This window comes from Pantoea sp. EEL5, from assembly GCF_049892805.1.
In the GTDB taxonomy this organism is placed as follows: domain Bacteria; phylum Pseudomonadota; class Gammaproteobacteria; order Enterobacterales; family Enterobacteriaceae; genus Pantoea; species Pantoea ananatis.
On record NZ_JBNDNJ010000001.1, the window covers coordinates 219,724 to 241,863 of the forward strand.

Genomic DNA, 22,140 nt, shown 5'->3' on the forward strand with positions numbered 1-22,140 from the left:
GTGAAAACAGACTATTGTGCCGAAGCTACAGCGCAAAGCTGACAGCACTCATGAAAAAAGTCTGGCTGTCAGGTTGAGCTGAAAACAGCAGTCATGCCGGAAAAAGCGCAAAGACCCACTTTGTCGAGTTGATGTCGCAGCGGTTAACAATGTTGCAGGTTTAATGAACAACACCTTCATATCCCGTCAACATTTAGCCTTTTAACAGCGCGTCAGAGAGAAGAGAGCGGAGAAATCAGACGGTTGGCGTTTCCTGCCAGGTCGCCTGGCCTGCCATAATGGCCAGACGGAGCCGTATTCATCTTGAGTTACGGCCGTTTCTGTGCGACACAGAAGGGCGCCGATGGCCGGCGGGTGAAACGGATAACAATCAAAGGAGAAGGGCTGTGTTGATATTTCGAGGGGCAGGAGCAGGTCTGGCACTGCTCGTGATGTTATCGTCGCTGTTTACCCATGCTGCAGTGCCTGACCGCAGTTACCGTTTCAGCATTCTGCATACCAACGATCAACATGGGCATTTTTGGACTAATGATCAGGGTGAATACGGGCTGGCGGCGCAAAAAACGCTAATGGATACGCAGCGTTACGATATTCAGGCCAAAGGCGGTGGGGCGTTAATCTTGTCTGCTGGCGATGTTAACAGCGGCGTGCCTGAGTCGGATGAGCTGGACGCGGAACCCGACATTCGCGGCATGAACCTGATTGGCTACGACGCCATGATGCTGGGCAATCACGAGTTCGATAAACCGCTCGCCGTCCTGCGTAAGCAGGAAAAATGGGCCAAATTTCCGTTCCTGGCCGCCAACGTCTATCAAAAAAGCAGTGGTAAGCGCCTGTTTAAGCCCTGGGCTGTATTTCAGCGCATGGGGTTAAAAATCGCCGTGCTCGGATTGATTACCCCCGATACCGCCCGGCTGACAAATCCTGCGCAGTTAAGCGATATCGAATTCCGCGATCCCATTGCCGAGGCCGAAAAGGCCGTCGCCGAGCTGCGTGCTACCGAGAAGCCCGACGTTATCGTCGCGTTAACCCATCTTGGCCATTATGACGACGGTCAACACGGCAGTAACGGTGTTGATGACGTGACGCTGGCCCGCAGTCTGCCAAAGGGAACCCTCAATATGATCGTCGGGGGGCATTCTCACGATGCGGTATGTATAGAAAAAGAGAATGTCAGCCGTAAAGACTATCAGCCAGGCCAACCCTGTGAGCCCGATCGGCAGAACGGCGTCTGGATCATGCAGGCGGAAAAATGGGGTAAATACGTAGGGCGCGGCGATTTTACCTACCGCAATGGAGAGGTGACGCTGGAGGCCTACCAGCTGATACCGGTCAACCTCAAACACAAAATCAAAAATCTTGATGGCAGTGAATCCTCACTGACCTGGCAGGAAGCCATCCCGGCTAACACCGCAATGATGAAACTACTGACGCCTTTTCAAAAGCGCGCAGACGCGAAGCTACGGGTCAACGTGGGAAGCATTAAAGGGGATTTTCCCGGCGAAAAAGAAACCGTGCGGTTTAAACAAAGCGCCATTGGGCAGTTAATACTGCGTGCGCAGATGGCCGCAACGCAGGCTGACTTCGCCGTGATGAGCGGGGGCGGGATCCGTACCTCGCTGACATCCGGCCCGGTTGCCTGGCGCGATCTGTTACAGGTACAACCCTTCGGTAATCAGGTCGTTTCCGTCACGCTGACCGGCGCAGAAATCAAACGCTATCTGGCGGTTGTGGCAAACATCAAACCTGATTCAGGCGGTTTTGCCCAGTTGGCCAACGTCAGTCTGATCGCCAACGGCAGCAGCGTCAGCCAGGTCAGGATCAATGGACAGCCGCTGGCAGATGAAAAAACCTATCGTATGGCGACAAACAGTTTTAATGCCGCAGGCGGGGATGGCTATCCGCGCATCGACACGCACCCGGGTTATGTGAACAGCGGCAAGGTGGATGCGCAGGTCCTGCGGGACTGGCTAAGCGCCCATTCTCCGGTGAACGCCAGCGATTACCAGCCACGTGAAGCGGTTATTTATCAGGCTGAGCAGGCAGCACCACCAAAGGATGAGGCGAAAGACGCGACGCCGTTGCGGCGCTATCCCAAAATGTTACTGACGTGGATCCGGCACTGGAATGGAGAGAGTGCAACGCTGCATTAAGTCCAGGCAGGGAGAACGCCTCCCTGCTTTTTTTCAGGCGCGGCAGGATTTGCGGCCGAACCAGTGTGGACGCAGTTTGTCCCACACCAGGTTGTAGACGAAGGTGTAGGGCAGAAAGAATAGAAAAAACGCGACTTCAATTAAAAATGCCTGCCACAGTGAAATCTCCAGCATCCAGGCCGCCAGCGGCAGGCCTATCAGGATAAAACCGCCCTCAAAACCCAATGCGTGCAGCGCTCGAAGCAGGGCGCGACGTTTCTGCCCTGGCGGATAAAACCGATCAAACACGCTGTTGTAAATCATATTCCATAGCATTGCCACCGTAGACAGCATGATCGCCAGCGCTCCCATCTGAAACAGGGGTTTATTCATAAACCATGCTGCCAGCGGAGCAATCGTCACGATGGCCAGGCCTTCAAACAGGGTGGCATGGACGATGCGTTCTGTGAGCGAACGGGTTTGCATTTCAATCTCCTTTATTCAGGCTGCGCATTCTCCCACGACAAAATGCTAAGATAAAATGATCATCTATCGATAAAAGCGATGGTTCTCATGCGTTACTCACCGGAATCTCTGGAAGCCTTTGTCCAGACCGTTGCCAGCGGCTCGTTCTCAGCCGCCGCGCGGGCGTTAAAAAAAAGCCAGTCTACCGTCAGCGTGGCTGTGGTTAATCTGGAAGCCGATCTCGGTTTCGCCCTGTTTGACCGGTGCGGCCGCCAGCCACAGCTCACCGAGCAGGGGCGACGCGTGCTGCCTCAGGTGCAGCAGATCCTCGCCGCCAGCGAGCGGCTGGATGCGCTGGCGACGCGCTTGTCCGAGGGAACAGAGCCGCGGCTCAGCGTCGCAGTCTCAGATTTTTGGCAAACGCATTACCATCAGCGACTGCTTAAGCAATTTGATCAGCATTATCCTGATGTCGAGCTGGAAGGCATTGCGGCGGAAGATGATGATGTCGTTGAGCTGTTGCAAACCGGGCGTGCGCATATTGGGGTGATTCGTGCACAGCCAACGCTGCCGGCTGACATTGCGATCGCGCGCCTGCAGGTTGATGCTGAATTAGGGGTTTATCTGCATCGTGATCATCCCCTGGCGCGGGAAACCACGATCAGCGAAAGTCAGCTCGAACCTCTTCGTCACCTGCGCCTCAATACCTGGACCGATCGTCGTGCACCGACTTTCCAGGGGAGAGCCTGGTCTGCTCAAACCTATTATGTGCTGCTGGAGATGGCGGAACAGGGCTTTGGCTGGAGTATTTTACCCCGTTGGCTGGTGAAACAGTTTGGACATGGTGTTTTAAAGGAGTTGCCCTTACCAGGATGGCCGCAGCGCATCGCGGTTGACGTCGTCTGGTCGCGCCGCAATCCGCCCGGCCCTGCCGGGCGCTGGATGATTGATGAACTCTGCGCACTGCAACCGGCTTAGTCGCGTCGGGCAATATCCGCTAAGGGTGCCTCCAGCAGCCGTGACAGATCCTGTGGGCTTAACTCGATATCCAGCCCGCGCTTACCGCCGGAAATAAACAGCGTCGCAAAGGCGTTTGCCGAGCTGTCGATCACCGTAGGCAGGCGCTTTTTTTGGCCCAGCGGGCTGATACCGCCCACCAGATAACCGGTGATGCGCTGGGCCAGCATGGGATCGGCCATCTCGGCTTTTTTGGCATTGAACGCTTTTGCCACTTTCTTGAGGTCGAGCTGAGTGGCGACGGGCGTAACGGCCACGGCAAGGTGTTTCGCCTCGCCGTTCAACGCCACCAGCAGGGTTTTATACACCTGCCGGGCGTCCAGGTTGAGCTTACGAACCGCTTCGTCGCCAAAACTGGTTTCGTTACTGTCATGCTCATAAGGATGCAGTGTGAAGCTGACCTTTTGTTTTTCCAGTAGTTTTACCGCGGGCGTCATTGTTGCCTCATATTCAGAAAAATCTTATTACGTATTAATGAACAATAAATGTGGCGAAATAATGTGCTTTAGGCGAGAATTGCCACGCGCCAGCAATCCTGTTGTTGGCGACAACTAAAATCATTAACACATTCCTCTTTGAAGAGCTGATATGACTGTCGGCTCTCTTTTTTTTGCCGTGAGTTATCTGACGCGCATCATTCCCGGCAGGTTATTCTCGCCATATAAATGCAGAGCGCCGACCGCGACGATGTATCGACCCGAAGGCAGGCGACGTAAATGATCACACCACTGGCTGTTACGCTGGCTAATCAGCGTGTCGTTCAGGGTCTGACTGAATGTCGCTGGCAACGCAATCTGGGGATCGCGCGGCGGGCTTTCCAGCCACCAGCTCACCATCGTTTGCAACATGCGTGCGTTGGTGTGCCAGTGGGTCAGCGTATCCGCCAGCAGCGCCATGCCATCGTCGGGCAAGGATTTCAGCAGGGTGATTTGCGCCTGCGCACCTTCCAGTTCAATCACGGGTTTATCCATCGCCCGCGCGGCCTGTAGCAGCTGATAATCAATACCGAAATCAGGACGTAACCCCAGCCGCTGGGCCTGCTGGGCCTGTAGCATCAGCGCAATCTGCCAGGCCGGTAACGTATCAAACCGGCTCAGGGACAGACTGGTTTCGTTGCACAGTGTTTCAAGCTTCGCCAGCGCCTCATCATCCATTCTGGCGATCAGTGGCGGACGCTCTTCCGTGTTTTCAAATGGCGATCCTCCCTGGGTAATATCCGCTTCAACCACCAGCGCATCGGCTTTTTGCAACTGCTGTAGCAGCCGGACCGGCAGGGGCTGCATGTCACGGGTGCCCATATGAATGCTACCCACCAGATGAAACCGGCATTCGCCCGACTGAATATCCACGGCGGGCCAACGATAGCTGGCTGGAAAAAGCGGATTAATCCAGTTACGTAAACGTTGCAAAAGGCGCGCTGTCATTCCCTGTCCTTCACTGTTTGAAAGCCACCATGCTAGCGGGATCCCGTTGCGAAAGACAGAGCAGGGCAGTTATTGCTAAACGCGCGGCTTATAGCGCAACAGGCGGTTAGCATTGCTCACCACGGTTATTGACGACAGCGCCATGGCGGCACCGGCAAAAACCGGGCTAAGCAACAGGCCGGTAAAAGGAAAGAGCACGCCTGCCGCCAGCGGAATACCGATAACGTTGTAAATAAACGCGCCAAACAGATTCTGCCGGATATTGCCCAGGGTGGCGGAGGCAATCTTTAAGGCATCCACCACGCCATGCAGATCGGCCCGCATGAGCGTAATCGCTGCGGTTTCTACCGCCACATCGCTGCCGCCGCCCATCGCAATACCGACATCAGCCTGCGCCAGTGCAGGAGCATCATTGATACCATCGCCCACCATGGCAACCTGCCTTCCTTGCTGCTGTAGTTGGCTTATCGCATCGGCTTTACCTTCGGGCAGTACGCCTGCAATCACCTCATCAATGCCGACTTCATGCGCAACAGCCCGGGCCGTATTTTCATGATCCCCGGTCAGCATAACCAGTCGGTAACCCGCTTCATGCAGCCGCTGCAGTGCTGCTTTCGCTTCGGGGCGCAGCGTATCCCGCAAGCCAATCAGACCGGTAAGCTGTCCATCCTGTGCCAGTAATACCGGGGTTGCCCCTTGCCGGGTGAGCCTGTCAATTTCAGCCCGCGCCGGTTGGCAATCCACGCCGTAATCGTGTAACAGACTGACATTACCCAGTAACAGCTGTCTGCCATTGAGTATGCCGCTTACGCCTTTGCCGCGTATTGTACGAAATTGCGCAATCGCGGGCGTTGCTGTGGTACCCGCTTCCGCCAGGATCGCTTTCGCCAGTGGGTGACCCGATGCCTGTTCCAGTGCCGCCGCCGCAGACAGGACCGAATCGCGCGTGCTGCCGTTCCAGCTCATCACCTCGGTCACCTGCGGTGTGCCCCTTGTCAGCGTGCCGGTTTTATCAAACACCAGCGTATTGATACGGCTGGCGCGCTGCAGTGCATCGGCATCGCGTACCAGCACGCCGTATTCGGCGGCGCGGCCGGTTCCGGCGATAATCGACATGGGCGTGGCCAGGCCCAGCGCGCAGGGGCAGGCAATAATCAGCACTGTGGTGGCCACCACCAGCGCGTAGGCAATCTGAGGCGCCGGACCGGCGGTATACCAGACTGCGGCGCTTATCAGGGCGATAAGCACCACCACTGGCACAAACACGGCAGAAATACGATCGGCCAGGCGACCCACATCTGGCTTACTGCTCTGGGCTTTACGGACTAACTGAATGATGCGCGCCAGCGTCGTATTGCCACCGGTCGCGCGGGCAATGAAGCGTACTGTCCCGTCCTGCACCTGGGTGCCGGCAAACAGACGATCGCCCTGCGTTTTGCTTTGCGGCACCGCCTCACCGGTCAGCATGGCCTCATCACACCAGGCTTCACCGTCCTGGACTTCGCCATCGACCGGCACGCGATCGCCTGCGACCAGCCGCAGGATCATGCCGGGCTGTACCGCGCTAACCGGCATTGAGGTTTCACCCTGTTCCGTTACGACTCTTGCCTGTTCCGGCGTCAGATCGAGCAGGTGTTCCAGGGCTCGCGAGGAACGCTGACGGGCGCGTTGTTCAAGCGCATGGCCCAGATTGATCAGGCCGAGAATCATTACGCTGGCTTCGAAGTAGAGATGACGCGCCTGCAGCGGGAAGAACGCCGGCCAAATCACCACGCTAAAGGAGTAGATCCAGGCGGCGGCGGTGCCCAGCGAGACTAAGGTATCCATTGTCGCGCTGCGGTTGAGCAGGCTGCGCCAGGCACTGCGGTAGAAGTGACCGCCCGTGGCGACCATCACCAACAGCGTAACCGTGCCCAACACCAGCCAGGTGGTATGATTGTCCTCGGTGAGCATCATGTTGTCGCCCAGCATGCCCCAGATCATTAACGGCACGCCAAACAGCAGTGCAAGTCCCGCCTGCCAGCTAAAACGTCGCATGGCGCGTCGGGCGCTGCGCTGCTGCTTTTCACGTCGTTGCTGTTCGTCTTCGACCACTTCCGCCCCATAGCCGGCCGCATCCACGGCGGCGACCAGCAGATGGGGTGCCACATTGCCCATCACCAGCGCGCTGCGTTCGGCCAGATTCACGCGGGCCTGTTGCACACCACTTACCTGCTCAAGGGCTTTCTCAACCCGGCTGACACAGCTGGCGCAGCTCATCCCGTCGATTAACAGCACGTGAGCGGGCTGATTTTCAGTTGCCGGAAGAGGAGAAGACTCCGTTGTCAGCGCCTCCGGCGGCGGCTCTGCTGCTGTCAACGGCTCAGGCTTTGGGCTGGAACCCGCAGCTTTTAATGTTGCATGATAGCCCGCTTGTTCAACGGTAGCGATCAGCGCGGTAGCGTCTGCACGGCCTGACACGCTGGCTTCCTGTTGAGTAACCTCAGCCAGCTCGACATCGTCGCGCTGTTCGAGCGCATCTTTGACGCGTTTTACGCAGTGGCCGCAGGACAATCCGTCCAGCGCCAGAACAATCGTGTTTGACATGGTTGACTCCTTTATCAGATGTGCGGGGTTGATCGTTGAGATGTGACTGTTATTCAGGTTAAACCTTCCCTCAAGGGGAAGGTCAAATCCTGAATGGCCAGATAAGGAAGTTTATTCACCGGTGGTGTACCAGGCTTGCTGGCGTTGACATGACTCAGGACGCCACAAGAAGAAAGCCCCGCGTAACCTGCACTGTCCAACTTTTGCGGCAGTCCAGATAAGCAGGGCTTTTTTGACTTTCATCCGGCTTAAAGGCGTGCAAGCCCGCTGATGAAAAGGGGTGACGAAATGACGGCCAGCCCTGCGCTTACTGCCGAGGCTTCATCCTGTTCGATCATGCCTGTCGCTCAAGATATACACAGTTCCGTGCTTCGCCAGATAAGCGGGACTGATTTACCTGCTATCCGCGTTAACGGGATCGACATTTCGCTGTTCCCTGCTGTGCAACGGTTTTCGCCAGGCATGCTAAACCCTTTGCAGGCGCGCAGGATGAGTCAATTACCCTTTGGGTCTGGTAAAGAAGACCAGCGTCCCGATAATGATGTCGCCAATAACCCAAAGGGTGCCGATCGCCATTAAACCTAAACCTGCTCCAAGCGCAGCACCGGCTTTTTCCGCATCGGAAGCCGCGTTATTGATAACGTCGCCACTTCCACCTAATCCTGCGAACAGGCAGTACACCATAAGAATGTTAAACAGAATGAAAGTCCACTTAACCATTTTGCCAAAAAAAGAGCGACGCGGCTTTCTGAGCTGCCTGGCACATGATGGACAACGTAATGCTGAATCACTCACTTCCTTATGACATTCTGGACAGTTGACTAAGGCCATAATCCAATCCCCTATACTTTAATGATGATAATGATTTGTTACAAACTGGCGGGATTTTATCGGAACTTTCTGCGTTGACAAGCGTTATCATCTTATTTTTTATAGAATTGATGACAGATTGACCGGCTGGCCAGTTTGTTCTGCACTCAGGCGCGTTTTGGCATTACTCAGGTTAACCGGAAGAGTCAGCCGAAGGCCTCTGCAGCGACCGTGTTGACTCAGATACCGGGACGAAAACCCTTTTACCTGGCAGGGTGATCTATAATCTCCTGCATGAAATGCCTTGTTTTCCACCTGTTCTCGGGTGCAAAACGACAGAGTCGGGCACGAGTGACGTAGAATCAAACACTGATTTAGCCCGGCAGCTCACGGGCTGGGCCTTTTAGAAGCGCCCCGTATAGGGGAAGATCAGGAAAACTGTTATGAATATTAGTACCGTGGCGAAAAAGACCGGGCTAACCAGTAAGGCTATTCGTTTCTATGAAGAAAAGGGCGTAGTCACGCCCCCGCTGCGCGGCGATAACGGCTACCGGCATTACAATTCACACCATCTTGATGAGCTGAATTTATTACGCCAGGCACGGCAGGTGGGGTTTACCCTTGATGAGTGCCGCGAGCTGGTCGGGCTGTTTAACGACCCTGAACGCCACAGCGCGGACGTTAAGGCGCGTACGCTGCAGAAAGCTGACGAAATTGCTGCGCATATTGAAGAACTGCACGCCATGCGCGCACGCCTGTTGGCGCTGGCGGCGGCCTGCCCGGGTAATGACAGCGCGGACTGCCCGATCATTAATAACCTGGCAGGCTGCTGCAGTCAGGTTGGCGGCACGCGAGACTGAATGCGCAGAGTAATACCTTCCACTGCTACCACTTCAACCAACGTACCGGCAGGGAGATTCTGGTCTGCCTGAACGCGCCAGCTGCTGTCGCCAACGCGGACGTGACCGATACCGTTTTGCAACGCACTGTCCAGGGTCAACTGCAGGCCGATCATCTGGTTGCCGCGCTGATTAAGGGAATTTGGCTGCTGGTTGCGCTCGCGATAGCGCATGACGCGATGCCAGATAAATACGCTCGCCAGCGTTAATGCGGCAAACAAACAGCCCTGGGCGGTCCAACTGAGCGGCAAAGCCCATTCTGTGATACCAACCAGCATGGCTGCGAGCCCGCTCCAGAGCAGGTAGCCATTTGTGCCGAGCATCTCAGCCGCCAGTAGCAGCCCGCCCAGCGTCAGCCAGAACCAGTGCGGATGGGCAACAATCTCACTCACCATCAGCGTTTCGACTCGCTGCGGGTTTCTTTTAACAGCTCACCAATTCCGCCGATCGCACCCAATAAGCTGCTGGCTTCCAGCGGCATCATCACCACTTTACTGTTACTGGACTCACCAATTTTTTGCAGCGCATCCGTGTATTTCTGCGCCACAAAGTAATTTATGGCCTGAATATCGCCGGCGGCTATCGCTTCCGATACCATTTTCGTGGCGCGGGCTTCCGCTTCCGCCTGACGTTCACGGGCTTCAGCCTGCAGGAAAGCCGACGTTCGTTCCCCTTCCGCTTTCAAAATCTGCGCCTGTTTTTCCCCTTCGGCCCGCAGAATTTCCGCCTGCCGCACACCTTCCGCCGCCAGAATATCGGCTCGTTTAGTACGCTCCGCTTTCATCTGGGCGTTCATGGCGCCAATCAGCTCCTGTGGCGGACGAACATCACGAATTTCAATACGGGTGATTTTTACGCCCCAGGGATTGGTGGCTTCATCAACGATATGCAGTAAGCGGGTATTAATGCTGTCTCGCTGAGACAGCATCTCATCCAGTTCCATGCTGCCCAACACGGTGCGCATATTGGTCATAGTGAGGTTAAGAATCGCCAGCTCCAGATTGCTGACTTCATAGGCGGCCCGCGCCGGATCGATGGCCTGGACAAAACAGACCGCATCAATCGTGACATTGGCGTTATCTTTGGAGATGATCTCCTGAGAGGGAATATCCAGCACCCGTTCCATCATATTGATCTTATGACCGATACGATCCATAAAGGGAACAACCAGACTCAGGCCGGGCTGAAGCGTGCGGGTGTAGCGGCCAAAGCGTTCGACCGTCCACTGATAGCCTTGCGGAACGATTTTCACGCCGGACCATACGGTGACCAGGGCGACCAGGATGAGAACAGGAATCACGGTGAGCATATAACCTCCAGGTTGTCAGATGAACGGGCCAAATCGTTCGGCCCGTTTTCTGCTTACATCAGTAAAGCAGGGAATAGAGCTGGCGGCGATAGCGTGCGGCAAGCGCATCGCCCGTGCCCAATGCCGCCAGGATCTCCTGCAACATTTTACGCCCCTGGCCGTCAGCGGCGTTCAAATCGCGTTTAATGACGTTAAACAGCAGTTCCAGCGCTTCTTCATTACGCCCGACCTGATGCAGCTGCAGTGACAGTTTGGTCGCCAGTTCAGCATTGTCCGGGTCGCTTTCCAGCTGTGATTGCAGCTGCTGAATTTCGGGCGTATCGGCCGCCTGTTTCAGTAAATCGATCTGGGCGATCAGGCTTTGATAACGGGTGTCCTGATCCTGCAACGGCACGGCGTTGAGTACCGTTTCTGCTTCATCGCTACGGTTCAGGGTAATCAGCACGTCCGCCAGCAGAAAACCAATTTCGCTGTCTTTATTACTGAGCTGCCATGCCTCTTTCAGCAGCGGTAAAGCGTCCAGCGGTTTGCCTTCCTGCATCAGCGCCATCGCCTGCTGGGCTTTTAACTCTTCCTCACGCGGCAGCACTTTTTCCAGCAGGGCGCGCACGGCGTCTTCCGGCTGTGGCCCCTGGAAACCGTCAACAGGCTGGCCGTTCTGGAACAGGTAGACGGTGGGAATGGAGCGTAACCCAAATTGCGATGCCACCCTTTGCTCTTTATCACAATCCAGTTTGGCTAGAATAAACTGGCCTGCGTATTCCTGAGCCAGTCGCTCCAGCAACGGCGTCAGTTCCTGGCAATGTTGGCTGCGATCCGACCAAAAGTAGAACAGCACCGGTATCTGCATTGACTGCTCAAGGGTCTGTTGCAGGTTGGATTCGTTAATGTCGATAATCGAAGCGTGTGGTGACATGACTAAGTCTCTTTGCAGAAAATGTTTAAAGAATATGGGGCCGACTGGCCCTGCTTCAAGCTGTATTCGCGCAATACCTTTACTGACTGCGAATTATGCGATCCAGTATCCAGCCTGGCAGCGCGCGTTTCAACAGGCCCATCGCGTGTGCGACCAGCGTCACCGGATAACGCAAACGCGGATGTTTGCTTTCGAGCGCATGGCGCAGCTTAGGTAAAATGGCCTCAGGCGGCAGCGTAAACCGCGCGGCCAGACCGGGATTCAGCACCGGATTATCCTGCTCACCCTGCGTTACATTATCGGTGAATCGGGTCTGGATTGGACCCGGTTCAATGAGGCTGACGCGCACGCCGCTTGCGTGCAGCTCCATGCGTAACGCATCGCTCCAGGCTTCCAGCGCATATTTACTGGCGGCATAAACGCCCCGACCCGGCGTGGAAATCAGGCCTAACACCGAACTGGTATTCACGATCCGGGCATTGCCAAAAGCCTTCAACGCCGGAAGCAGCCGCATAGTGAGTTGGTGGGTGCCAAACACATTGCTGGAAAATTGCTGTTCAAATTGCTGACGCGTGATGGTGTTTAACGGACCATAGGTGCCGAAGCCGGCGTTATTAAACAGGGCAAACAGCCGGTTACCGGTCAGCGCCAACACCTCATCGGCAGCGCGGTCAACGCTCTCTGCGTCGTCCAAATCCAGCATCAGCCCCGTAAAGCCGAGGCTTTGCATGTGCGTCACGTCGTCGGCTTTTCGGCAGGCTGCAATAACGTGATAGCCGCGAGCCAGCAGGTCATTGGCTGCAACCAGGCCAATACCGCTCGAACAGCCCGTGATCAAAATGGTTTTTTGCATGTGTTACCTTTTTTGCACAACTACTGCTTAACTAATGGGGCCAGTTCTTTCGCCATCAGTTCAGCGATAAAGGGTTGGGCGTCAGGATTGGGATGAATACCATCCTGCTGCATCCATTCGGGTTTTAAATAAACTTGCTCCATGAAAAAGGGCAGTAAAGGAATATCGTGCTGTTTCGCCAACTGCGGATAAATCGCGCGGAACGCATCCGTATAACGGCGGCCGTAGTTGGCGGGTAAACGTACCTGCATCAGGATCGGTTTAGCCCTGGCGGTTTTTACCTGCTCGATGATGGTGCTTAACGTTTGCTCAATATCCTTTGGCGGAAAGCCACGTAAGCCGTCGTTACCGCCCAATTCGATTAACACCCACTGCGGTTGGTGCTGTTTTAATAGGGCAGGTAAGCGTGCCAGTCCTTGTGCGGCGGTATCGCCGCTAATACTGGCATTAATCACTCTGGGCTGCTGCTGCCAGTTTTTATCGAGCAGGCTGGGCCAGGCTTTACTGGCCGACATTTGATAGCCTGCACTCAGGCTGTCGCCCAGCACCAGCAACGTATCGGCCGCAGCAAGACGGGACACCAACAGACAGCACAATAACAGGAAAGGATAATGCCAGCGGAAAACATTCTTGAAGTTCATCATCTTACTAAGTCCGTGGGTCAGGGAGAGCATCAGTTAACCATCCTTACCGGAGTTGAGTTAGTTGTCAAACCAGCTGAAACAATCGCCCTGATTGGCGAGTCAGGATCGGGTAAATCCACGCTGTTGGGGATTCTGGCCGGTCTGGATGACGGCAGCCAGGGGGAGGTGCATCTGCTGGGCCAGCCTTTGCATCAGATGAATGAAGAGCAGCGGGCGGCCTTACGTGCGCAGCAGGTAGGATTCGTGTTCCAGTCTTTTATGCTGGTGCCAACGTTAAATGCGCTGGAAAATGTTCAGTTGCCTGCACTGCTGCGCGGTGAGAGCGACCGTCAGAGCCGTGACCAGGCACGGGAGCTGCTCACGCAGTTAGGCCTGGGTGAGCGTTTGCTGCATCTGCCCGCGCAGTTATCCGGTGGTGAGCAGCAACGCGTCGCGCTTGCCCGGGCCTTCAGCGGTCGTCCGGGCCTGCTGTTCGCCGATGAGCCCACGGGGAATCTGGATCGTAAAACCGGCGAGCGTATTGTCGATCTGCTGTTTTCCCTCAACCGCGATTTTGCCACGACGTTAATTCTGGTTACCCATGACGAGCAACTGGCGGCGCGCTGTAACCGACGCTTGCGTCTGCGTGACGGCAAACTGTGGGAGGAGCAATGATCTGGCGCTGGTTCTGGCGTGAGTGGCGTTCGCCCTCACTGTTAATCGTCTGGCTGGCACTCACTCTGGCGGTGGCCTGCGTGCTGGCGCTGGGATCAATCAGCGACCGGATGGAAAAAGGGCTGAGTCAGCAGAGTCGCGACTTTATGGCGGGCGATCGTACCCTGCGCACCAGCACGGCGGCACCGCCCGACTGGCTGGCGAAAGCGCAGCAAGTGGGATTATCGGTTAGCCGTCAGCTGAGCTTTATGACCATGACCTTTGCCGGCCAGACGCCGCAGCTGGCGTCGGTCAAAGCCGTCGATAACCACTACCCGATGTTTGGCGAGCTGCAAACCCGCCCGCCGGGCCTGAAACCTCAGCCCGGCACGGCGCTGGCCGCTCCGCGCTTAATGGCGCTGCTTAACCTCCACGTGGGCGATGAACTCGATGTGGGAGATACCACGCTGCGTATTGCCGGAGAGGTGATACAGGAGCCGGATGGCGGTTTCAATCCGTTCGAAATGGCGCCGCGTTTACTGATTAATCTGGCCGATGCCGATAAGACCGGCGCGATCCAGCCCGGCAGTCGCATCACCTGGCGCTACAAGTTTGCTGGCACCCCTCAGCAGCTGGAAAACTACGACCGCTGGATAACGCCGCAAATAAAAACCGGTCAACGCTGGATCAGTATTGAGAACAGCGAAGATGCGCTGGGCCGTTCAATGCAGCGCGCGCAGCAGTTTTTGCTGTTATCGGCGTTGTTAACGCTGATGCTGGCGATTGCTGCCGTGGCCGTGGCAATGAGCCATTATTGCCGAAGTCGTTACGACCTGGTGGCGGTGCTGAAAACGCTGGGTGCTACGCGCGGCGCGCTGCAAAAGCTGATTATTGGACAGTGGCTGGCGGTATTGCTGCTGGCGGCCGTAGCGGGCGGGGCAGTCGGGCTGGGCGTCGAAGCCCTGTTGATGAGAATGCTTAAACCCGTTCTGCCCGCATCCCTGCCTGATGCGAGCCTGTGGCCGTGGGTATGGGCCACGGGCTCGCTGTTTGTCATTTCCCTGCTGGTGGGATTGCGTCCTTATCGCCTGCTGCTGGCGACGCAGCCTTTGCGCGTATTTCGGCGCGATGCCGTCGCCACCGTCTGGCCACTGAAAATCTACCTGCCGGCGATGGCTGTCGTGGTGGTGGGGCTGCTGGCGGCGCTGGTGGGCGGCAGTAAAATGCTGTGGGCGCTGCTGGCGGGCGTGGTGGTGCTGGCGGGGCTACTGGCGCTGCTTGGCTGGGGCTCGTTACTGCTTCTGCGCCGTCTGACAGTGCGAAATCTGGCGCTGCGTCTGGCGATTAATCGGCTACTGCGACAGCCCGCGATGACGCTGAGCCAGCTTGCCGCGTTCTCACTGTCGTTTATGTTGCTGGCCCTGCTGCTGGTGATGCGAGGCGATCTGCTGGATCGCTGGCAGCAGCAGTTACCCGCAGACAGCCCGAACTTTTTCCTGCTTAACATGACGGCCGATCAGGTGCCGCAGGTGCGTGATTTCCTGCAGACGCATCAGATTAAACCAGAAACCTTTTATCCCATCGCACGGATGCGGCTGAGCGAGTTGAACGGCCAAGCCGCCGATCCTGAACGGGATAATGCCCTTAACCGTGAGCTCAACCTGACTTCGCTGGCGGCCCTCCCTGCGCATAATCCGCTGGTGGCGGGCAACTGGCCGCCTGCCGTGGGGGAAGTGTCTATGGAGGCCGAGCTGGCGGAGCGGCTGGGGGTGAAGCTGGGAGACAGCTTAACGTTTGAGGGGGATACGCAACAGTTCAGTGCCAAAATTACCAGTCTGCGCAAGGTTGACTGGGAAAGCCTGAAGCCAAACTTCTTCTTTATCTTTCCACCCGGTGCGCTCGACAGCCAGCCGCTGACCTGGCTCACCAGCTTTCGGCTGGACAATAACCCCACGCTGCTGGCGCAGCTAAACCGTGAGTTCCCGACCCTGAGCCTGCTGGATATTGGCAGCATCATGCGTCAGATCGGACAGGTGCTGACCCAGGTCAGCCAGGCCCTGGAGATTATGGTGGTGCTGGTGACCGCCTGTGGCATATTGCTGCTGATGGCCCAGATTCAGGTGGGCATGCGTCAGCGCCGTCAGGAACTGGTGGTGTACCGCACGTTGGGTGCAGGCAAGCGACTGCTGCGGACGACCTTGTGGTGTGAGTTTGCGCTGATTGGCGTAGTGTCAGGCGTTGCGGCCGCAGTGGGGGCTGAAGCGGCGCTCTGGGCGCTGCAGCGTAAAATCTTCGATTTCCCGTGGCAGCCCGACTGGGCCTTGTGGCTGGCGTTACCGTTGTGTGGCGCGTTATTGTTGTCGCTGTGCGGAGGTTGGCTGGGCGTGCGTTTGCTCAAGGGCAAAGCGCTGTTCAGGACGTTCGACGGCGCATAAAAACGCCGTGCGCGGCAAGGCTGCGCACGGCGTCAGTCCGTCTTAAAGCTTGTCTGTGGCCCAGCGAATACCGCTGGCATATTCAGCCGGCAGCAGGGGCAACAGCGCATGCAGTGCAGCTTTGAGTCGGGGCTGATCGCTGTCGGTCAGGTTCAGATGGCCCACCTTGCGACCTTGCCGAACCGCTTTGTCATACCAGTGCAGATGGACAAGCGGCTGCTGTAGCCAGTCTGGGTTCACATCGGTGCCAATCAGGTTGATCATGACCGAGGGCGCAATGACGACCGGCTGGGGCAACGCCAGCCCCAAAATCGCGCGCAGATGCAGTTCGAACTGGCTAATCGAGGCGCCGTTCTGCGTCCAGTGTCCACTGTTATGCACCCGCGGCGCCAGCTCATTAATCAACAGACCCTGAGGCGTCACAAAACATTCCATCGCCATCACGCCAACGTAGTCAAGCGCGTGAAGGATCGCGCCCAGCATTCCTTCGGCCTGCTGCTGCTGTTCCACATCTGCCTGGGGAAAAGCGACGCTGGTCCGCAGAATGCCTTCTTCGTGCAGATTATGTGTCAGGGGATAAAACACGGTGCTGCCGTCGTGGCCGCGCGCGCCGACCAGCGACACTTCACCTGAAAAGTGAATGCCCTGTTCGACGATACACTCGCCATAGCAGTCGTCGGGTAACGTGGCCGTTTCGCTGGCCCGTAAACGCCACTGACCGCGACCGTCGTAACCCCCGGTGCGGCGTTTAACAATCGCCAGTTCACCCAGCCGAGAGAAAACCGCAGGCCACTCGCTTTTATCCGCCAGCAACTGCCAGGGCGCAGTCGCCAGATTAAGCTCGTCCAGCAGTTGCTTTTGCGTCAGGCGATCGGCCAGACGCGGAAAAATATCGCGGTTCACAAAGGCCGGATGATTCGCCAGCTCGCGCGTCAGAGCGGTTTCGGGCCAACGCTCGATTTCGGCCGTAATCACGCTTTCGGCGATAGGCAGGGCGGCGGGATCGGCATCCAGCCCCACTGGATGAACGGCAATGCCCATCGGCTCGCCCGCCTGGCGCAACATGCGGCCAAGCTGACCGTTACCCAGTACGCAAACCGGCTTCATGCGTCCTCCCGCGGATCCGGATTATCCAGCACCTCATCGGTCTGTGCCTGACGCCAGGCGGCCAGACGAGATGACAGCGCGCTGTCGTGAATCGCCAGAATCTGCGCGGCCAGCAGTGCCGCATTGGCGGCACCGGCTTTACCGATTGCCAGCGTGCCGACCGGAATACCGCGCGGCATTTGCACAATAGAGTAGAGGCTGTCAACGCCGCTCAGCGCTGCGCTCTGTACCGGCACGCCCAGCACCGGCAGCAGGGTTTTTGCCGCCAGCATGCCAGGCAGGTGCGCCGCGCCACCGGCACCGGCAATGATGACCTGAAAGCCGTTATCTGCAGCCGTTTCGGCAAAGCTAAACAGCTTGTCCGGGGTACGGTGCGCTGAGACCACTTCCACATGGAAGGGCACGTCCAGGCTGGAGAGGATTTCCGCAGCGAACTGCATGGTGGACCAGTCACTTTTGGAACCCATAACAACAGCGATGCGGGCCGGGGCGGCATTCGACGACATGCGGTCAACTCCTGTGAATGAAAACACACCTGACCAGGCGGACAGGTTTTGAAGGGCAAAGAGAATAGCATGAGAAGGGCGCAAGGAAAACGGTTGCGTCGGGATTACACGTCGCGCTGGCAGGGTTTTATCGACATTCTGTTCTCTGACGTTGACGCGCAAGAAACGCTGAACTTTAGTTAACAGAGTTGCAAGGTGACTGACATGATAAGCCGCGCTGCACCCGGTTGGTAAGGGATGACGTTAACTGACAGAAAGAGGAACAGGATGATTTCACGCTGGCAACTTATTTTCAGACAAGCAGGCAGAAAACTGTGGTTCAGGGCAACTTTATTTGCCCTTGCTGCGGTTGTCAGCGCCCTGGCCTCCATTGTCTTTAAATCTGCAATTCCCCCCTCGGTTTCGGTAAAGGTGGGTGCTGACGCAGTGGACAATATCCTGAATATTCTGGCGTCCAGCATGCTGGCGGTCACCACGTTTTCCTTGAGTACGATGGTAACGGCGTTTGGTTCAGCAACTACCCATGTTACGCCGCGCGCCACGAAACTGGTCGTTGAAGACAGTACAACACAAAATGTTCTCGCGACCTTTATTGGCTCATTCCTGTTTAGTCTGGTCGGCATCATCGCACTGAATATGGGGGCTTATGGTGAACAGGGGCGAGTGATCCTGTTTGCGGTCACGCTGGTGGTCATTGCATTAATTCTGGTGACGCTTCTGCGCTGGATTCACCATCTCACCTCGCTTGGCAGCGTAGATGAAACGACCTCACGTGTGGAACGCATGGCGCTTGATGTTTTTAGCGCGCGTGCTCAATCCCCTTGTTTCGGCGCCAGGCCCTGGCGGGAAAGCGATCGTCAACCTGCGGGCACGTTTGCTGTTTATTCGGACGCTATTGGCTATGTTCAGCATATTGATATGGACAGGTTACATAAGGCGATGACAGACAGTCCTGTACATGTTTACCTGGTCGCGCAACCCGGATTTTTTGTTCATCCCGCCCGCCCGGTCATGTATGTCACCCACGCCCTGCCTGCGGAGCAACGCAAACTGATGTTGTCTGCCCTGACAATAGCCGCGTCTCGCACTTTCGCCCAGGATCCACGTTTTTGCCTGTGTGTGATGGCAGAAATCGCCTCGCGTGCGCTGTCGCCTGCGACTAATGACCCTGGCACCGCTATCGATGTGATCGGGCGAGCCGTCAGAATACTCTCCTGCTTTGCACGCGAATGTGCGGTGCCAACGGTGATCTATCCCGCCATTCACGTCGCGCCCTTGTCAGTAGACGCATTATTCGATGATTTTTTCTCACCTGTCGCGCGAGACGGCGCGGCGATAAAAGAAGTGCAGTTACGGTTACTTAAGGCGCTGGGCATGTTGTCTGTCGCCTGGCCGGATGCGTACCAGGCTGCAGCGTTGCGTCATGCGCATGAAGCCATGGCATACCTGGCGCGGGAAGCGATCATCCAGACGGACAGAGCACGAATTGAGCGCACATGGCGTGAACAATTTGGTGCAGACTATCCCCATCCCTTCCTGGATGAGAAGCTAAGCGATTCGCCCTGTCAGAAGTCGAAATCGATCAGCTGAATGCCGCTGGCATCGAGTTGAATCATGGATCCCCGACTGTGCCAGGCCCCTAATACGGCACGCTGAGCGTTTACACCATTCAGCGGCAGATCGTGAATTGCGGGACGGTGCGTATGCCCATGAATCAGCAGTGGCACCTTATGCTGAAGCATGGCATCGATCACGGCCTGTTGATTCACATCCATAATCTCCAGCGACTTATGCTGATTGGCCTGTTTACTGTTGGCGCGCATACGTTCTGCGATGCGTTTGCGAATAAACAGCGGTAACGCCAGGAACAGACGTTGAATCCAGGGATTGTGGACTTTAGCGCGGAACTGCAGGTAACCCACATCGTCGGTACACAGCGTATCGCCGTGCATAATCAGCACTCGATGGCCGTAAAGCGTCAGCACGCGCGCTTCAGGCAACAGCGTCATGCCGCTGGCGCGGGCGAAACGTTGACCGATTAAGAAATCGCGATTGCCATGAATAAAGTACACCGGAACAGGCACGGATCGCAGGGCATCAGCAACCTGTTGATGCAGGGGATTGGGATCGTCATCGCCTATCCAGGCTTCAAACAGATCGCCGAGAATATAGAGCGCGTCGCAGTGTGGGGCTTCGCGCTGTAAAAAATGCATAAAACCGGCGGTGATCGCCGGTTCTTCCTGACACAGATGAAGATCTGCGATAAACAGCGTGCGCGGCATTACTCGCTGACGGTCACTTTCTGGATCACAACGTCGTCTTTCGGCACGTCCTGATGCATACCGCTGCGGCCGGTTGAAACGGCTTTGATTTTCTCAACCACATCCATACCTTCAACCACTTCTGCAAACACACAGTAACCCCAGCCCTGCAGGCTTTCGTCACGAAAGTTCAGGAAGTCATTGTCAGCCACGTTAATGAAAAACTGTGCGGTCGCAGAGTGCGGGGCAGAAGTCCGCGCCATCGCCAGCGTACCTTTGGTGTTTTTCAGACCGTTGTTGGCTTCGTTACGGATCTCTTCTTTGGTGGCTTTCTGCTTCATGCCGGGTTCAAAACCGCCACCCTGAATCATAAAGCCGTTAATCACACGGTGAAAAATGGTGTTGTCGTAGAAACCTTCACGGCAGTAATCCAGGAAGTTCTTTACGGTTGCGGGCGCTTTGTCATCGAAGGTCTTGATCACGATATCGCCATGGTTAGTCTGGAAAGTTACCATTTTTTTCGTCCTGTAAAGGTTGTCGTCAGTAGCATAGGGTGCGCGGTTAGGGTGCACACGCCTTTTTCTCGAACGTTCTTATATCATAATTTCCGATAATACGTCAGCCAGGCTGCGCAGTTGGCTTGCTTTGCATCGCGTGACAGATAAAAATACGGCACAATATCAGGATACTTAAAACGGTGCGTTACGCACGCTTACTACGGAAACCCCAATGCTGAAGATTTATAACACCCTGAGTCGACAAAAAGAGGAATTTACCCCTATTCATGCTGGCAAAATCGGCATGTATGTCTGCGGCATCACGGTGTATGACCTCTGTCACATTGGGCACGGGCGCACGTTTGTGGCGTTTGATGTGGTATCGCGCTATCTGCGTTACGTCGGTTTTGACGTAAATTACGTGCGCAACATTACCGATATCGACGACAAAATTATCAAGCGTGCCAACGAGAACGGCGAGAGCATCGAAACCCTGACCAATCGCATGATTGCCGAGATGCACAGCGATTTTGATGCGCTGGGCATTTTGCCGCCAGATCGGGAACCGCGCGCGACGCGCCATATTCCGGAAATCGTCGAGCTGGTGGAAAAGCTGATTGCCCGCGGTCATGCCTATGTGGCGGAAAACGGCGATGTCATGTTTGATGTGCTGAGCGATGTGGATTACGGTGCGCTGTCGCGTCAGGATCTGGACCAGCTTCAGGCCGGCGCTCGCGTTGAAGTGGCGGATGTGAAGCGTAATCCCATGGATTTCGTGCTGTGGAAGATGTCTAAAGCGGACGAACCCTCATGGCCTTCACCGTGGGGCCAGGGGCGCCCGGGCTGGCATATTGAGTGTTCAGCCATGAACTGCAAACAGCTTGGCGCGCATTTCGACATCCACGGCGGCGGATCTGACCTGATGTTCCCACATCACGAAAACGAAATCGCCCAGTCTACCTGCGCCCATGATGGTCCCTATGTGAACTACTGGATGCATTCAGGCATGGTGATGATCGATCGTGAGAAGATGTCGAAGTCGCTGAATAACTTTTTCACCGTGCGCGACGTACTGCAGCATTATGATGCCGAAACCGTGCGCTATTTCCTGATGTCCGGCCACTATCGTAGCCAGCTTAACTATGGCGAAGATAACCTGAACCAGGCACGTGCGGCGCTGGAACGTCTTTATACTGCGCTGCGACACACCGATCGCAACGCGGTGGCCCACGGCGGTGAAGCCTTCGAGGCCCGTTTCCGCGAGGCGATGGACGATGATTTTAACACTCCGGAAGCCTATTCCGTGCTGTTCGACATGGCGCGTGAAGTGAACCGTCTCAAAGGCGAAGACATGACGGCAGCCAATGCGCTGGCGGCAAAGCTACGTGAAATTGCCAACGTGCTGGGCATTCTGCAGCAGGAGCCAGAAGTGTTTCTGCAAAGCAGTGCGCAGGGCAATGATGAAGAAGTGGCAGAAATCGAACGCTGGGTGAAAGCCCGTGCCGACGCACGTGCGGCAAAAGACTGGGCGCAGGCTGATGTAGCCCGCGACAAGCTGAACGCGCTTGGCGTGATTGTCGAAGATGGCCCTCAGGGCTCCAGCTGGCGACGTAAATAACGGGCAACACAGGAGAGGGCGAGTCATC

The 22,140-nt window shown here is 56.2% G+C and carries 21 protein-coding genes; 7 read left to right on the top strand and 14 right to left on the bottom strand.

What is annotated here, in order from left to right:
- Window positions 1-386 precede the first annotated feature (386 nt).
- The gene (gene ushA, locus ACPXSQ_RS01050; protein ID WP_426142521.1) at window positions 387-2,153 is read left to right on the top strand and encodes a bifunctional UDP-sugar hydrolase/5'-nucleotidase UshA; all 1,767 of its coding nucleotides are present in this window, start codon (window positions 387-389) and stop codon (window positions 2,151-2,153) included.
- A 33-nt stretch (window positions 2,154-2,186) separates the two neighbouring features.
- On the opposite strand, the gene ACPXSQ_RS01055 is transcribed toward ushA, so the two are convergent.
- Window positions 2,187-2,618, bottom strand: coding sequence for a multidrug/biocide efflux PACE transporter (locus ACPXSQ_RS01055; protein WP_029568499.1), 432 nt, complete (start codon window positions 2,616-2,618; stop codon window positions 2,187-2,189).
- Between the two features lie 87 nt (window positions 2,619-2,705).
- Between ACPXSQ_RS01055 and ACPXSQ_RS01060 the strand changes: the two genes are divergently transcribed.
- Complete coding sequence (locus ACPXSQ_RS01060; RefSeq protein ID WP_029568500.1) at window positions 2,706-3,575, top strand: LysR family transcriptional regulator; 870 nt, start codon at window positions 2,706-2,708, stop codon at window positions 3,573-3,575.
- On the opposite strand, the gene ybaK is transcribed toward ACPXSQ_RS01060, so the two are convergent.
- The 4 genes from ybaK to ACPXSQ_RS01080 all read right to left on the bottom strand — a co-directional run bounded on the left by ybaK (window position 3,572) and on the right by ACPXSQ_RS01080 (window position 8,455).
- Window positions 3,572-4,051 (bottom strand): Cys-tRNA(Pro)/Cys-tRNA(Cys) deacylase YbaK, encoded by a 480-nt coding sequence (gene ybaK / locus ACPXSQ_RS01065; protein ID WP_013024930.1) that lies wholly within the window; start codon window positions 4,049-4,051, stop codon window positions 3,572-3,574. The genes ACPXSQ_RS01060 and ybaK overlap by 4 nt on opposite strands.
- 183 nt (window positions 4,052-4,234) lie before the next feature.
- Window positions 4,235-5,038, bottom strand: a complete 804-nt coding sequence (locus tag ACPXSQ_RS01070) for a TraB/GumN family protein (protein ID WP_029568501.1) — start codon at window positions 5,036-5,038, stop codon at window positions 4,235-4,237.
- A gap of 75 nt (window positions 5,039-5,113) precedes the next feature.
- Entirely contained in the window at window positions 5,114-7,624 is a 2,511-nt protein-coding gene (copA, locus tag ACPXSQ_RS01075) for a copper-exporting P-type ATPase CopA (RefSeq protein WP_029568502.1), read from the bottom strand.
- A 498-nt stretch (window positions 7,625-8,122) separates the two neighbouring features.
- On the bottom strand, window positions 8,123-8,455 hold the full coding sequence (locus ACPXSQ_RS01080) for a hypothetical protein (protein WP_015700812.1): 333 nt from the start codon (window positions 8,453-8,455) through the stop codon (window positions 8,123-8,125).
- A 422-nt stretch (window positions 8,456-8,877) separates the two neighbouring features.
- Between ACPXSQ_RS01080 and cueR the strand changes: the two genes are divergently transcribed.
- Complete coding sequence (cueR, locus tag ACPXSQ_RS01085) at window positions 8,878-9,294, top strand: Cu(I)-responsive transcriptional regulator (protein WP_015700811.1); 417 nt, start codon at window positions 8,878-8,880, stop codon at window positions 9,292-9,294.
- Here cueR and ACPXSQ_RS01090 read toward each other — a convergent pair.
- From ACPXSQ_RS01090 to tesA, 5 genes are all read right to left on the bottom strand, one after another.
- On the bottom strand, window positions 9,270-9,728 hold the full coding sequence (locus ACPXSQ_RS01090) for an NfeD family protein (RefSeq protein ID WP_015700810.1): 459 nt from the start codon (window positions 9,726-9,728) through the stop codon (window positions 9,270-9,272). The two genes, cueR and ACPXSQ_RS01090, sit on opposite strands and share 25 nt — an antisense overlap.
- Window positions 9,728-10,642, bottom strand: coding sequence for an SPFH domain-containing protein (locus ACPXSQ_RS01095; RefSeq protein ID WP_014606415.1), 915 nt, complete (start codon window positions 10,640-10,642; stop codon window positions 9,728-9,730). Before ACPXSQ_RS01095 ends, ACPXSQ_RS01090 begins: the two co-directional genes overlap by 1 nt.
- Window positions 10,643-10,700: 58 nt before the next feature.
- Entirely contained in the window at window positions 10,701-11,558 is an 858-nt protein-coding gene (locus ACPXSQ_RS01100; protein ID WP_015700809.1) for a co-chaperone YbbN, read from the bottom strand.
- A 79-nt stretch (window positions 11,559-11,637) separates the two neighbouring features.
- Window positions 11,638-12,411, bottom strand: coding sequence for an SDR family oxidoreductase (locus ACPXSQ_RS01105; protein WP_015700808.1), 774 nt, complete (start codon window positions 12,409-12,411; stop codon window positions 11,638-11,640).
- Window positions 12,412-12,431: 20 nt separating this feature from the next.
- Entirely contained in the window at window positions 12,432-13,055 is a 624-nt protein-coding gene (tesA, locus tag ACPXSQ_RS01110; protein ID WP_022622644.1) for a multifunctional acyl-CoA thioesterase I/protease I/lysophospholipase L1, read from the bottom strand.
- Between tesA and ybbA the strand changes: the two genes are divergently transcribed.
- Complete coding sequence (gene ybbA / locus ACPXSQ_RS01115) at window positions 13,023-13,709, top strand: putative ABC transporter ATP-binding protein YbbA (protein WP_013024940.1); 687 nt, start codon at window positions 13,023-13,025, stop codon at window positions 13,707-13,709. The two genes, tesA and ybbA, sit on opposite strands and share 33 nt — an antisense overlap.
- Window positions 13,706-16,123 carry a putative ABC transporter permease subunit YbbP gene (gene ybbP / locus ACPXSQ_RS01120; RefSeq protein ID WP_015700807.1) on the top strand — a complete coding sequence of 806 codons (2,418 nt, stop codon included), beginning with the start codon at window positions 13,706-13,708 and terminating at the stop codon, window positions 16,121-16,123. Before ybbA ends, ybbP begins: the two co-directional genes overlap by 4 nt.
- Window positions 16,124-16,165: 42 nt before the next feature.
- Here ybbP and purK read toward each other — a convergent pair whose 3' ends face one another.
- Window positions 16,166-17,230: a 5-(carboxyamino)imidazole ribonucleotide synthase gene (gene purK / locus ACPXSQ_RS01125; RefSeq protein WP_014593106.1), complete on the bottom strand. Its 1,065-nt coding sequence runs from the start codon at window positions 17,228-17,230 to the stop codon at window positions 16,166-16,168.
- The gene (gene purE / locus ACPXSQ_RS01130; RefSeq protein ID WP_014593107.1) at window positions 17,227-17,736 is read right to left on the bottom strand and encodes a 5-(carboxyamino)imidazole ribonucleotide mutase; all 510 of its coding nucleotides are present in this window, start codon (window positions 17,734-17,736) and stop codon (window positions 17,227-17,229) included. The genes purK and purE overlap by 4 nt, the downstream gene beginning before the upstream one ends.
- A 267-nt stretch (window positions 17,737-18,003) precedes the next feature.
- On the opposite strand from purE, the gene ACPXSQ_RS01135 reads away from it, so the two are divergent.
- On the top strand, window positions 18,004-19,326 hold the full coding sequence (locus ACPXSQ_RS01135; RefSeq protein ID WP_072138617.1) for a DUF2254 domain-containing protein: 1,323 nt from the start codon (window positions 18,004-18,006) through the stop codon (window positions 19,324-19,326).
- On the opposite strand, the gene lpxH is transcribed toward ACPXSQ_RS01135, so the two are convergent.
- Both lpxH and ppiB read right to left on the bottom strand, forming a co-directional pair.
- Window positions 19,302-20,018, bottom strand: a complete 717-nt coding sequence (gene lpxH / locus ACPXSQ_RS01140; RefSeq protein WP_426142530.1) for a UDP-2,3-diacylglucosamine diphosphatase — start codon at window positions 20,016-20,018, stop codon at window positions 19,302-19,304. The genes ACPXSQ_RS01135 and lpxH overlap by 25 nt on opposite strands.
- Window positions 20,018-20,512, bottom strand: a complete 495-nt coding sequence (ppiB, locus tag ACPXSQ_RS01145) for a peptidylprolyl isomerase B (RefSeq protein WP_014593110.1) — start codon at window positions 20,510-20,512, stop codon at window positions 20,018-20,020. The genes lpxH and ppiB overlap by 1 nt, the downstream gene beginning before the upstream one ends.
- 214 nt (window positions 20,513-20,726) lie before the next feature.
- Between ppiB and cysS the strand changes: the two genes are divergently transcribed.
- Entirely contained in the window at window positions 20,727-22,112 is a 1,386-nt protein-coding gene (cysS, locus tag ACPXSQ_RS01150; RefSeq protein ID WP_014593111.1) for a cysteine--tRNA ligase, read from the top strand.
- The last annotated feature ends 28 nt before the right edge of the window (window positions 22,113-22,140 follow it).

Coding starts and splice junctions, on each gene's coding strand:
- ACPXSQ_RS01055 (WP_029568499.1), bottom strand. CDS start 2,618: ATGCAAACCCGTTCGCTCACAGAACGCATCGTCCATGCCACCCTGTTT.
- ACPXSQ_RS01060 (WP_029568500.1), top strand. CDS start 2,706: ATGCGTTACTCACCGGAATCTCTGGAAGCCTTTGTCCAGACCGTTGCC.
- ybaK (WP_013024930.1), bottom strand. CDS start 4,051: ATGACGCCCGCGGTAAAACTACTGGAAAAACAAAAGGTCAGCTTCACA.
- ACPXSQ_RS01070 (WP_029568501.1), bottom strand. CDS start 5,038: ATGACAGCGCGCCTTTTGCAACGTTTACGTAACTGGATTAATCCGCTT.
- copA (WP_029568502.1), bottom strand. CDS start 7,624: ATGTCAAACACGATTGTTCTGGCGCTGGACGGATTGTCCTGCGGCCAC.
- ACPXSQ_RS01080 (WP_015700812.1), bottom strand. CDS start 8,455: ATGGCCTTAGTCAACTGTCCAGAATGTCATAAGGAAGTGAGTGATTCA.
- cueR (WP_015700811.1), top strand. CDS start 8,878: ATGAATATTAGTACCGTGGCGAAAAAGACCGGGCTAACCAGTAAGGCT.
- ACPXSQ_RS01090 (WP_015700810.1), bottom strand. CDS start 9,728: ATGGTGAGTGAGATTGTTGCCCATCCGCACTGGTTCTGGCTGACGCTG.
- ACPXSQ_RS01095 (WP_014606415.1), bottom strand. CDS start 10,642: ATGCTCACCGTGATTCCTGTTCTCATCCTGGTCGCCCTGGTCACCGTA.
- ACPXSQ_RS01100 (WP_015700809.1), bottom strand. CDS start 11,558: ATGTCACCACACGCTTCGATTATCGACATTAACGAATCCAACCTGCAA.
- ACPXSQ_RS01105 (WP_015700808.1), bottom strand. CDS start 12,411: ATGCAAAAAACCATTTTGATCACGGGCTGTTCGAGCGGTATTGGCCTG.
- ybbA (WP_013024940.1), top strand. CDS start 13,023: ATGCCAGCGGAAAACATTCTTGAAGTTCATCATCTTACTAAGTCCGTG.
- tesA (WP_022622644.1), bottom strand. CDS start 13,055: ATGATGAACTTCAAGAATGTTTTCCGCTGGCATTATCCTTTCCTGTTA.
- ybbP (WP_015700807.1), top strand. CDS start 13,706: ATGATCTGGCGCTGGTTCTGGCGTGAGTGGCGTTCGCCCTCACTGTTA.
- purK (WP_014593106.1), bottom strand. CDS start 17,230: ATGAAGCCGGTTTGCGTACTGGGTAACGGTCAGCTTGGCCGCATGTTG.
- purE (WP_014593107.1), bottom strand. CDS start 17,736: ATGTCGTCGAATGCCGCCCCGGCCCGCATCGCTGTTGTTATGGGTTCC.
- ACPXSQ_RS01135 (WP_072138617.1), top strand. CDS start 18,004: ATGATTTCACGCTGGCAACTTATTTTCAGACAAGCAGGCAGAAAACTG.
- lpxH (WP_426142530.1), bottom strand. CDS start 20,018: ATGCCGCGCACGCTGTTTATCGCAGATCTTCATCTGTGTCAGGAAGAA.
- ppiB (WP_014593110.1), bottom strand. CDS start 20,512: ATGGTAACTTTCCAGACTAACCATGGCGATATCGTGATCAAGACCTTC.
- cysS (WP_014593111.1), top strand. CDS start 20,727: ATGCTGAAGATTTATAACACCCTGAGTCGACAAAAAGAGGAATTTACC.